General features: G+C 50.7%; 11 protein-coding genes. 9 read left to right on the forward strand and 2 right to left on the reverse strand.

All coding sequences use genetic code 11. The features are described from left to right. The first annotated feature begins 126 nt into the window (after nt 1-126). The 8 genes from EDM57_RS14390 (at nt 127) to pstB (EDM57_RS14425) (ending at nt 8,431) form a co-directional block, all read left to right on the forward strand. Nucleotides 127-1,803 carry an N-acetylmuramoyl-L-alanine amidase gene (locus EDM57_RS14390; RefSeq protein WP_122905432.1) on the forward strand — a complete coding sequence of 559 codons (1,677 nt, stop codon included), beginning with the start codon at nt 127-129 and terminating at the stop codon, nt 1,801-1,803. A 14-nt stretch (nt 1,804-1,817) separates the two neighbouring features. Beyond that, on the forward strand, nt 1,818-2,369 hold the full coding sequence (locus EDM57_RS14395) for a GerMN domain-containing protein (protein WP_122905433.1): 552 nt from the start codon (nt 1,818-1,820) through the stop codon (nt 2,367-2,369). A 154-nt stretch (nt 2,370-2,523) separates the two neighbouring features. Next, nucleotides 2,524-2,862 (forward strand): aspartyl-phosphate phosphatase Spo0E family protein, encoded by a 339-nt coding sequence (locus tag EDM57_RS14400; protein ID WP_246005817.1) that lies wholly within the window; start codon nt 2,524-2,526, stop codon nt 2,860-2,862. 154 nt (nt 2,863-3,016) lie between these two features. After that, nucleotides 3,017-4,339, forward strand: a complete 1,323-nt coding sequence (locus tag EDM57_RS14405) for a helix-turn-helix domain-containing protein (RefSeq protein WP_122905434.1) — start codon at nt 3,017-3,019, stop codon at nt 4,337-4,339. Between the two features lie 422 nt (nt 4,340-4,761). Beyond that, nucleotides 4,762-5,709: a phosphate ABC transporter substrate-binding protein gene (locus EDM57_RS14410; protein WP_122905435.1), complete on the forward strand. Its 948-nt coding sequence runs from the start codon at nt 4,762-4,764 to the stop codon at nt 5,707-5,709. 94 nt (nt 5,710-5,803) lie between these two features. Next, nucleotides 5,804-6,751, forward strand: coding sequence for a phosphate ABC transporter permease subunit PstC (gene pstC / locus EDM57_RS14415; protein WP_122905436.1), 948 nt, complete (start codon nt 5,804-5,806; stop codon nt 6,749-6,751). Further along, nucleotides 6,752-7,642 (forward strand): phosphate ABC transporter permease PstA, encoded by an 891-nt coding sequence (pstA, locus tag EDM57_RS14420; protein ID WP_122905437.1) that lies wholly within the window; start codon nt 6,752-6,754, stop codon nt 7,640-7,642. A 15-nt stretch (nt 7,643-7,657) separates the two neighbouring features. Beyond that, on the forward strand, nt 7,658-8,431 hold the full coding sequence (gene pstB, locus EDM57_RS14425) for a phosphate ABC transporter ATP-binding protein PstB (protein ID WP_122905438.1): 774 nt from the start codon (nt 7,658-7,660) through the stop codon (nt 8,429-8,431). Nucleotides 8,432-8,503: 72 nt separating this feature from the next. Here pstB (EDM57_RS14425) and EDM57_RS14430 read toward each other — a convergent pair whose 3' ends face one another. Then, entirely contained in the window at nt 8,504-8,713 is a 210-nt protein-coding gene (locus EDM57_RS14430) for a hypothetical protein (RefSeq protein ID WP_211338250.1), read from the reverse strand. Nucleotides 8,714-8,726: 13 nt separating this feature from the next. Beyond that, nucleotides 8,727-10,727, reverse strand: coding sequence for a methyl-accepting chemotaxis protein (locus EDM57_RS14435; RefSeq protein ID WP_122905439.1), 2,001 nt, complete (start codon nt 10,725-10,727; stop codon nt 8,727-8,729). Nucleotides 10,728-10,937: 210 nt separating this feature from the next. On the opposite strand from EDM57_RS14435, the gene pstB (EDM57_RS14440) reads away from it, so the two are divergent. After that, nucleotides 10,938-11,690, forward strand: coding sequence for a phosphate ABC transporter ATP-binding protein PstB (pstB, locus tag EDM57_RS14440; protein ID WP_122905440.1), 753 nt, complete (start codon nt 10,938-10,940; stop codon nt 11,688-11,690). The last annotated feature ends 43 nt before the right edge of the window (nt 11,691-11,733 follow it).

Raw genomic sequence — 11,733 nt, forward strand, 5'->3', positions numbered from 1 at the left:
TTTGTCTTTTTGGTACGAAAAGACTATAAACTTTACAGATCATGAAGCGTCTAATAGAATGGTGAACGTTGCGCTTGGGCTTACACCACATCACAGAACAGAACAGACATCACGGAGGAGGTCAGGATGAAAAGACGATTTTACCCTCTGCTTCTGGCGCTGCTGGTCCTGCTGCTTATCCCCGGTTGGGCGGCTGCGGCAAGTAGTGCAACTGAGGAAGCCGTCAACCTGATGATCGGTGGACAAGCAGTTACCCCGGATGTGCCACCAGTAATCAAGAGCGGGCGGACACTGGTTCCCGTGCGTGTCATCGCAGAAGGTCTGGGCGCGGATGTCGCCTGGAACGAAGCGAAGCGGACAGCGGTGATTACACGAGGAACGACGCAGCTTTCCCTCACATTGGACTCGCGCACAGCGACGCTGAACGGCAAGCAGGTCAAGCTGGATACGCCGCCTGTTATCGCCCAGCAGCGTATGCTGCTCCCTCTGCGGTTTGTCGGGGAATCGCTCGGGATTACGGTAGGGTGGGACAACAGCTCCCGCACTGTCATTGCAAACGAAACGCCGCAAGTTACGTTGAACGGTCGTGCGCCTGAAAAAGCGATCAAGCTGTATCACGTGTCGGACACCATGTATGTGTCTGCTGATGCGGTCGCTGAGCAGGTCGGGCAAAAAGGATTTGTCTGGAATCGCCCGGAACGCGGCATGACCATCGACAGCGAGCTTGTTCTTCCCATCGAGCAGGTAGAGGACGAGCTTGGTGGTTCCATTGTCTGGAACAAGAAAAAGAATCTGGTTGAAATCGAAAGACTCAATCGGCTGACAGGGGTTACACAGGATGGGGATCGCGTACAGATTAATATGAAGCTGCCTGTGCAGGCAAATTCTTTTGTGCTCACCGGACCCCATCGTATCGTGCTGGACCTCCCGCAAACTGCATTGGCAGACAATCTGGTGGAAGAGTTGAAAGCAAAAGAAGAAAACGGCAGAAGCGAAGTGTCAGAGGATCGCAAGCAAGCTGCTTCCGCTGAGGATGAGGACGATGAGCGGGATGCGGAAGAAACCGACTTCCTGGACGAGCAGCAGGCAGCAGCCAGCGAGCCAAAAGAAGAGCCGCTGATCGCCAACCTGCGGTACAGCCAGTACAGTGCTTCGCCAGAGACTGTGCGCGTCGTGATTGAGTTGAATCAGAAGAGCGAGTATAATCTGGCATATACCAAAGACGGCATTGAAGTAAAGCTGACGCCAAAGCCGAAGAAAACAGGATACCTCATTGTAATCGACGCAGGTCATGGCGGAAAAGACCCTGGTACGTTGGGAGTGGCGGGCAACCACGAAAAAGACTACAATCTGGCCGTCGCCAACAAGGTAGTCGCTTTGCTGAAGCAATATCCGGAGTTTCAAGTAGTGCCTGTGCGCACGACAGATGTGTTCTACGAACTGTCCGAGCGTGTGGCGATCGCAAATGAGCTGGAAGCGGACCTGTTTTTGTCCATTCACGCCAACGCCTTCCCGAAACCGACCACAGGCGGTACGGAAACCTTCTATTATCATGCAAACAGCAAGACATTCGCGCAAATTGTACACAAGCATTTGCAAGGGGCAACGCAGTTCCCGGATCGGGGAGTCAAGGTGAGCGGTTTTTACGTTATCAAGAACACCACAATGCCTGCTGTTTTGACAGAGACAGGCTTCCTGTCCAATCCGCAAGAAAATGCGCTGCTGACTTCACCTGCATTCCAGGACAAAATCGCGAAAGCCCTCGTTGCGGCGATCCGTGAATACTATCAGTCTTATCAGTAAGGGAGGCTTTCACGATGAAAAAAAGTCGGATGATCTGGGTGGCTGCTCTGGCTGTGCTGCTAATGGCCGGTTGCGGACAAAATACGGCTCCCGCACCGCAGCCTACGGCACCTGTTGAACAACCATCTGGCGCAAACACTGACCCATCGACAGCAGAGCCGACACTGAACAAACAGGTCGTTACCGTTTACTACTCCGATAGTGACCTGATGGAGCTGCAAGCAGAGGAACAGGAAATCACTTTTGCAGAGGACATCGAAAAGTACAAGAAAACCCTCTCGCTTCTGGAGAAGCCGACAAAAGCAGAAGCTCATTTTCCGCTTTGGAAAGACTTCCACTATCATGACGTCACATTTGCGGATGGCACGCTGACGATTGATGCGGACAGCAAAAACCAGTACAACCTGGGTTCAAGCGGCGAAGGGATGGCGCTGGATGCGTTGAAGAAAACCTTCTTCCAGTTCCCGGAGGTAAAGCAAATCGTCATTCTGGAGGACGGCAAAAAAGCCGAATCGTTGATGGGGCATGTTGATGTTTCGGAGCCATTGACGCGGGACAACGAATAGCTTTGCCTCACGATTCACGAAAGGGGGGCGGGTATCCGCCTCGCTACTTTCCAGCAAAAAACAAAAAAGTTGGACGGGAAACATTGTTTTCCTGCCCAACTTTTTTTGTTTTCCCCATTTTTCTAAGGGCGGTTTTTTAGGGGATTGCTGTATAGTGAATATTGTCCTTATTTGTAAAAAAAAGGGGGCGTTATTCATAGGAGCGATAAGGTGTGAGCAGGACGTTTCAGCCCCTCGCCAGGTCAAAGGAACGTCCATAGGAGGAAAAGTTTCCACTCCTATCAATAAATGTATCACGCAATCTTTAGAGCAGGAAGGGGGAGATTTTCAGGAAACAGACGATCTACTCAAAACTGTAGAACACTTGCGTGAGCAGCTGGTTCGACTGTTTTTGGAAAAGGGTGATTTTTTGCACGATGAGGTTGTGTCGCTCAGTCAGCAGTTGGATACATACCTCTTGCAAATTCAGATGAAAATGATGCAAAAACCATAGTTTTCTCCATGTACGCAAATAAGCCCTCGGTTGGGAGTCTCAGATTACGTCCAGCATGTCCGCGTTGTTAATACAAGATTGAGGAAAAGATTTACTATATATATAAAAAATTGTAAAATATAGATAGGATTATTTTAAGGAAAGGGGGAGTTTCATGGAGCTACAAGAGACCATGCAGCGGTCGTTGCGGTCTGAGATTCAAAAAAGCTTGAAGGAGAACGGGTATACACTTAGCAAACTCAGTGAATTGAGCGGTATTGGCACGGGACATTTGAGTGAGATGCTAAATAACAATCCGTCGCGTGCCATTACAGTGAACCAGTTGGATGCGATGGCCAAGGCTTTTGGACATGCTCCTGGATGGCTGTATGAATTGTATCCGGAAGAGTGTTTATCCGAAGGGAAAATTTCACGTCCGCGATTAGTACCGTATTTGGTTCGGTGTGCAGAGATCGGGCGGGAGGATTGTATTAAAGCGATTGTTTCTAACCTGCTAGAGAATCCCAAAAACACTTCGATTCTCTTTTCTGTGGCAGAACAGTTATTTCAGAGCGGCAAACAGAAGGAGTCGGTGCTTTTTTATGAGTTGGTCATTGATAACGAGAAAGATAGTTATTCCGACCAATTTGTGATGAGTCAATACCGATTATTTCGGGCGGTGCAAGGAACAAATACTGAAGAAAACTGGAAGGCTGTTATTCGTTTTGATTCGTATTGGAAACGACTTCCCGAGAATGTCCAACTGGATGCGCTGTTACAGTTAGCAAACGTATGTTTCATGATGTGCAGGTGGAAAGATGTCGAGAAATATGCTGATGAGTTACGGAATTTAGCCACGATCGTCTACGAAAACGAATTGCGTAGACGGACAAGCTCTAAAGCTAATGATTTACCCAAAACGGAACGTCATTTAGTTGTGTACTATGGGCAAGGATTTCTTCTCAAGGCGGCAGCGTTGAAAAAACAACGGCTGTATGAAGAGGCTAAGAAGTATATACAAGGTTATGCTGATTTAGGATGGTTTGAGTTTCTTGATGAGACGGGAAAACAAGAGGTAGAAAAGTTTCGAGTTTGGGCAAAAATTAATTCATATACCCTTGATATGCTGTTGGGCAATTACGAAATTTTACCTGAGTGTATAAACTTCCTTGCTGATTATCCAGAAGAAATATTTCCTGCATTAGTAACGATCATGGAATGTGCAAACAAATACGGATTTTGTATTGATGAGGTATTAGAGCGTTTTTCAGAATATACCAGCTACAGGGAAGATGACCTTAACGGATTAAGTGCTAGCCGACATTTCCGTTTTCGCTATCAGAAAGCGATTTATGAACTCCAAAGAGAGAGATTTGCTATCGGGATTGACGAAACTTTACGTTGTCTTGCTTTAGCCGATAAAATGAAACTGTATATCCCGGCCCATCATGTGACTCGTGTGATTGACGAGATGATTGAGGCCATTCCAGACAAGTAAAATGGCCAACTGAAACTGGGGTACAAAGTATAACTGGCGAAGGAAAACCAGTTCTTTTATTCTACAGTCTGCACCAACGCTCTACGGATACGCAGTTTCATCCTCCATTCGGAGTGTAGCAGCGGCTTTTTTGCCTACCAAAACAGTGATTGCCGATGCGGTAATGGCAGCGAAGAGAATGACTCCCAAAAGAAAAAGTTGGGCGGAAAAACATTGCTTTTCCCGCCCAACTTTTTTCTTTTTGGAGAGGCAGCCGCGGCATCTTCTTTGCTGTTAACAGCCCGCTTTCATTTCATCCAGAATTGACCCCATCTTTAAAAAAGCTTAACAATCGCAAAACAATCCAACAACATTCGGTCTGTATAGTTTGTACTTGTAAGAAACAAAAACAAACCGAACCTGTTAAGGAGGATTTTCATCCAATGAAAAAACTCGGCAAACTGTTTATGGCGCTGACATTTGCAGGAGCACTGCTCGCCGGATGCGGCAGCAACAGTGCGGCTCCATCCCAACAAACAGCGCAACAACCGGCGCAGCAACAATCAGCTACTCCAGCTCCGGAAAGCAACTCTGGTTCGACAACAACATCCGGTGAACCGATCACAGCAGTTGGTTCTACCGCTTTGCAGCCTCTGGTCGAGCAAGCGGCCAAAGACTTTATGGCGAAAAATCAAGGTGTACAAATCCAGGTACAAGGCGGAGGAAGCGGAACAGGGCTGAGCCAGGTAGCAAGCGGCGCAGCAACAATCGGCAACTCTGATATTTTTGCAGAAGAGAAAAAAGGCATTCCGGCAAACGAGCTGGTTGACCATAAAGTAGCCGTTGTCGGAATGGCAGCAGCCGTTAGTCCGCAAGTAAAAGTAGACAACCTGACCAAACAGCAACTGATCGACATCTTCACTGGAAAAATCACCAACTGGAAAGAAGTTGGCGGCGATGACATGAAAATCACGCTGGTGAACCGCCCGAAATCTTCCGGTACGCGTGCAACATTCAGCAAATTCGCACTGGACGGAAAAGAAGAAGCAGAAGGCATCACAGAAGATTCTTCCGGTACTGTCCGCAAAATCATTGCCGAGACACCGGGCGCAATCGGCTATCTGGCTCTGTCCTACTTCAATGACTCCGTAAAAGCATTGAAACTGGATGGCGTGGAAGCAAACGCAGAAAACATCGCAACGAACAAATACCCAGTGTGGGCATATGAGCACATGTACACAAAAGGCGAGCCTACTGGCAGCGCAAAAGCTTTCCTGGATTTCGTCCTGTCGGAAGAAGTGCAAAAGAAGACCGTTACCGATCTGGGCTTCTTGCCGATCACAGACATGAAAGTAGAGCGCGACGCTGAAGGGAAAGTAACACAAAAATAAGATACGCACGGGTCAACAGCAAAATAGAGGGGTGGGGGGGCCTTACCCCTCATTTTGCTTGCGCGAAAGCCGTTTTCTTTCTAGGAGGGAGAACATGAACCATCGGATTGAAGGGGTCGGGACAAATCGCCAATCGCTGATTGCGCGAAAAATGCTGACATATAACAAACGGCAATTTACAGAGAACATGACGGGGCGAACGATTGCCATGCTCTGTGCGGCCTTGCTGGTTATCGTTGTTTTGTCGATAACGTACTTCATCGCTTCCAAAGGGTTGTCCACCTTTTTTGTCGACGGCGTCAGTATCAGCGAATTTTTAACACAGGTGAAATGGGACCCGGAGGGCGAGCCCGCACTCTACGGTGTGTTCCCATTCATTCTCGGATCGTTTTTGGTAACGGCTTTGGCTGCGGTGATCGCGGCACCGCTCGGGATCGGGGCGGCGATTTTCATGACGGAAATCTTCCCCGGCTTCGGCAAAAAAGTGTTGAAGCCGGTGATCGAGCTTTTGGTTGGCATTCCATCGGTAGTGTACGGATATGTAGGTCTGACGCTTTTGGTTCCTTTTATTCGCGAACAGTTTGACGTTCTTGGCTTCAGTCTTTTGGCAGGGGGACTGGTGCTTGCCTTGATGATTTTGCCGACGATCACCAGCGTGGCGACAGATGCTATTGAGGCAGTACCGCAAGACTTGCGCAACGCATCTCTCGCTTTGGGCGCCACACGCTGGCAGACGATCTGGAATGTGGTGCTGCATTCTGCGCTTCCAGGCTGCCTGACCGCGGTCGTATTGGGGATGGCCCGCGCCTTTGGCGAAGCGCTCGCTGTGCAGATGGTCATCGGGAACACGACGAAGCTTCCGGGCAGTCTGTTGGATCCGATCAGTACATTGACAAGCGGCATCACGCTGAACATGGGGAACACCATTCAGGGAACACCGTACAACAATGCGCTCTGGTCCATGGCGCTTCTGCTGCTTCTGATGTCGTTCGTCTTTATTATGATCTTGCGCTTTTTGGGCAGAAAGAGGCTGGTGAAGTAGATGAGAGCGAGACTGATGGATCGCGTTGCTACGATTGTTTTGACGTTGATTGCCGTTTTGATTGTCGGTACGCTCATTGGCTTGCTTGGCTTCATTTTGACGCAAGGCTGGCACAAGCTGAATCTCGACTTTTTGACCTCGCCGCCCGACATCGTCAACGCAGGGGGCGGGATTGGTCCGCAGTTGTTCAACTCGATTTATTTGCTGGTTTTGACCATGCTGATCGCCTTGCCGATTGGCATCGGAGCAGGCATTTATATGGCGGAATACGCGCCGGATAACAAGTTTACACAGTTTATTCGCATGAGTATAGAAGTGCTGTCTTCCTTGCCGTCCATCGTCGTTGGCTTGTTTGGCTTGCTCGTCTTCGTCAACATGACAGGCTGGGGCTACACGCTGTTCTCCGGCGCTCTTGCGCTGACCGTCTTCAACCTGCCGCTGCTCGTGCGTGTGACAGAGGATGCGCTGCGCAACGTGCCGCGCAGCCAAAAAGAAGCGAGTCTGGCGCTTGGCATCACCAAGTGGCGGACAATTGTCTCCGTCATCCTTCCGGCGGCCTTGCCTGGGATCATTACCGGGGCGATTCTCGCATCCGGCCGTGTCTTCGGGGAAGCGGCTGCCTTGCTGTTTACCGCAGGGATGTCTTCACCAAACCTGAACTTTGCGGATTTCTCACTGAATAGCCCGACTTCGCCGCTGAATCCGTTCCGCCCGGCCGAGACGCTGGCCGTGCATATCTGGAAAGTGAACAGTGAGGGGCTTGTGCCAGACGCGCGCGACGTGGCGGATGGCGCTGCCGCCGTGCTGATTATTGCCGTGCTGCTCTTTAATGTCTCGGCCCGCTGGTTCGGGACGTGGGTGTACAAAAAGATGACGTCAGGTTCCAACTAAGGAGAGGTGATCGCCATGTCCGTACTCACCATGCAAGATACGATTATTAAGACGAACAATGTCTCGGTATACTACGGGGAAAAGCAAGCGGTAAAAAATATTTCGATGGACATTGAACGAAACTCGGTCACGGCCTTTATCGGGCCGTCCGGCTGTGGAAAATCAACGCTGTTGCGCAGCCTGAACCGGATGAACGATCTCGTGCCTTCTTGCCGCGTCACAGGCTCCATCGTCGTCGACGGTATCGACATCAATAGCGAGCAGGTCAACATCGAGAGCTTGCGGCAAATCGTCGGAATGGTGTTTCAACGCGCCAATCCGTTTTTTAAATCCATCTATGAAAATATCGCCTTCGCTCCGCGCTTTCACGGAATGACGGACCGCCGCGAGCTGGATGAGCTGGTGGAGACAAGCTTGCGCAAAGCGGCGCTGTGGGACGAAGTGAAAGACCGTCTGCGCGATTCGGCGCTCTCCTTGTCAGGCGGGCAGCAGCAGCGGCTGTGCATTGCACGGGCTATCGCCATGCAGCCGACGATTTTGCTGCTGGACGAACCGGCTTCCGCGCTCGACCCGATTTCGACGATGAAGATTGAAGAACTGGTCATGCAATTGAAGGAAGAGTATACCATCGTGATCGTGACACACAACTTGCATCAGGCTGCCCGCATCTCGGACAAAACGGCGTTCTTTTTGCTCGGGGAGCTGATTGAGATGGACGAGACAGGGAAAATTTTCACCTCGCCGGAAAATGACAAGACCGAAGCGTATATTAGTGGGCGTTTTGGTTGAACTGCACATGTAAAAGCCTTCCGTTGCGTTCACCGCGCAAGGAAGGCTTTTTGACTTTTAACAAGGCTTCACCTAATCCATATACTCAGCTTCTGGGTAATAGCGTTTAATAATATCCATGGCTGTATTCTCGTTACGAGCGTGGATAAATCTTGCATAGATTTCAGTTCCATCAGTGAGTTCGTCGTCATTGAGTTCAAAAGTATGCAAAATTCTCACAAACTGAACCTTAATGGAAACACCATATGCGTTCAAGTATTCATGCTCACCTTTTTTGGGCATCCTGCCCTTTCTTCTACACAGAAGGCTTCTCTACTACCCGGAAAAAGCGAATTTCCTGCTCCAAATCTTCCACGATACCTGCCAGCCGCTCGGAATCTTGCAGGAACTGCTCCGAGAGGGAGAGGCTTTCCTGGGTGGCGGCGACGGCTTGCTGTGTGCCCGAGACGACTTCCTGGGCGGAGTCGGTCAGGCTGTCCACGCGGATAGAGATGGTCTGGCTTTGATGCGCAATCGATTCGGCCAACTGTCTGATCGTTTCAAACTGCGCGGTGAGCGCTTCGCTGATGGCGAAGGTTTGTTGAAAAGTATCCGTTGCCTGATGCAGCGTCGAAATGCCGTTGATGGTTGCGTGATCGGTCGTTTCCAGACATGCTGCCACATGCTCCATCCGGTTTTCCCCCGAGGCGATGACCTGCTGGATGCGGGCGGTCGCTTCTTCGGTTTGTTCGGACAGCAGGCGGATTTCGTCTGCGACGACGCCGAAGCCGAGTCCGGCCTGACCGGCTCGCGATGCCTCGATGCGGGCGTTGAACGATAATAGCCGGGTGCGCTGGGAGATGGAAGAGATCCAGCCGACAATCTCCCGAATGTCGTCCATGCTCTCGCGCATCGAGCTCATCGCCTGGAGGGAGGCTTTCATGTCTGCCGAGATATTCTGCATGTTATCCTTTAGCAGATCAATGGAGGTAGCGGTTTTGACGCTCTGCTCCCGCGACTTTTCGTTTTGCAGGATGGCTGTTTCCATGGACTGCGTAATCCGGGACATTTCTTCTGTAATGCCTGCTATTGTGACGTGGATGTCGTCGATCTGCCCTTGCTGGTTGTCCATTTCCTGCGCCAGCCGCTCGGTGACGGAGACGACCTCTGTCTGCATGGCGTGAGAGTGGCGTGAGCCTTTCCCCACATGCTCGGCCACCTGCTTGACGTCGGCGATTACGTGCTGGATTTTCCCGATGATGGTGCGGATTTGCCCGCTCATCCGATTGAAGCTGTCGGCGAGCTGGCGGATTTCGTCTCTCGTCTGGACGTGCATCGTCTGAAACAGATCGCCTTCGCTGAATGCCGTCATTTTTTGCTGCACCTCTTTGACGGGCTTGATAATCTTGCGGACGTACAAGTAGAGCAGCAATGCCAGCGAGCCTAATCCACCGAGGGAGACAACAAGTATCGTCAACTGCAGGCGGCGCACCTCCTGTTTGACCTCGGATACAGATTGCACGACGATCAGGCCCCATTTGAGCGCAGGGTCGAATTTGTAGGCGGCAAAGGCGTCCATGCCGTTAATCCGAAATGATTCAAAGCCTGATTGACCCGCAATGACATTGGCGACCACAGGCAGTTCGGTCAGGAGCGGACGCTGCAGGGCGTAGGCTTTATCCGGGTGAGCGAGCAGCTTTCCTTGCTGGTCGACAATCATGGCATATCCGGTTTGACCCAGCTTGATTTGACCGATTGATTCACTAAGCTTCGGCACAGAGACGAAGGCCACGACGACGCCGACAGGCTCTTCCTCTTCGTTGCGTAAAGCCATGGAGACGGCGATCTTCGGAAACTCCGTGGCAGAAAACTGAAAGACATCTGAGACGAAGGCGTTTGGCTTGTCCCAGGCGCCCTTGTACCAGTCGGCTGTTCGCGGATCGTAGGAGCTGTCCAGCGGCGAGCCGGGGAAGGTCAAATAGCGCCCGTCTGCCGTCGCGACTTGTATTTCGGAAATGGTTGGGTTGTTGTTCACCATGTCGCTAAAAATGCCGAAGCTTTGACTGTTTGTGACCTTGCTGTTTTTGTATGTGGAAGCATAGGAAGACAAGGCGGTGATAATGGACTGGACGCGGCTGTTCACTTCCTGCAAGGCGGCACTCGAAGCATCGTGGAGCTGCTGCTTTGTCTTTTCGTTGAGCGTACTCTCGGATTGATAGCTGATAAAAAAAGCGGCGATGGCCATCATGCTGACGACCATGGTGAGAATCCCGAAAAACAATCTGGTGAAGATGGAACGGTGTATTTTTCTCGGCATTGCATGCTCTCCCCTTATTCGACAAAACGTTCAGCTTTATTGTAGAAGGGACTATGGGGAGCGTATATGGTTTACCAGAAAGCTTTACCATATCTTTACCTGGCGTTAAAACTTTAAGGAAAATTAATATAGTTCACATCAAAGTATAACATTCGCACGCTATAGTGGTTGCGAGAACAGATGCTACAACCGCGAAGGGGCGAAGGAAGCATGAGTGTTATTTCGGTGAGGGAGTTAAATCTCTTCTACGGGAACAAACAAGCTCTCTACAATATAAATCTCGATGTTGACGCGAATTCCATTACCGCGCTGATCGGACCGTCCGGCTGTGGGAAGTCCACGTTTTTGCGAACGCTGAACCGGATGAACGATTCGGTGCCGAACACGAAAATTACAGGTGTGGTCAAGGTATTTGATGAAGACATTTACGGTTCCGGCGTGGAAGTCGAACGGTTGCGCAAACATATCGGAATGGTGTTTCAGCACCCGAATCCGTTTCCGAAAAGCATCTACGACAATGTCACGTACGGACCGCGCCTGCACGGCATGACGGACCGCCACCAGCTCGACGAGATCGTGGAGAAAAGTCTCAAGGCCGCAGCCTTGTGGGACGAGGTCAAGGACGTTTTGAAAAAGCCTGCGACCGGGTTGTCCGGCGGGCAGCAGCAACGGCTCTGTATCGCCCGGGCGCTCGCGGTCCAGCCGCAGGTGATCTTGATGGATGAACCAACATCCGCTCTCGACCCGATCTCCACAGCCAAAATTGAGGAACTGCTGGAAGAGTTGAAGGACACATACACGATTGTCATCGTTACGCACAACATGCAGCAGGCGGCGCGCATCTCCGACAAAACAGCGTTTTTCCTAAACGGAGAGCTTGTCGAGTTTGACCAGACGCCGACGATTTTTCAAAATCCCCGCGACAAACGGACAGAAGACTACATTACTGGACGTTTCGGATAATAGCAGTTTGTAGTAAGGTAGAGGAGCGGCCTGCTTGCGGGTT

This window comes from Brevibacillus gelatini (genome assembly GCF_003710935.1).
GTDB classification, from domain to species: domain Bacteria; phylum Bacillota; class Bacilli; order Brevibacillales; family Brevibacillaceae; genus Brevibacillus; species Brevibacillus gelatini.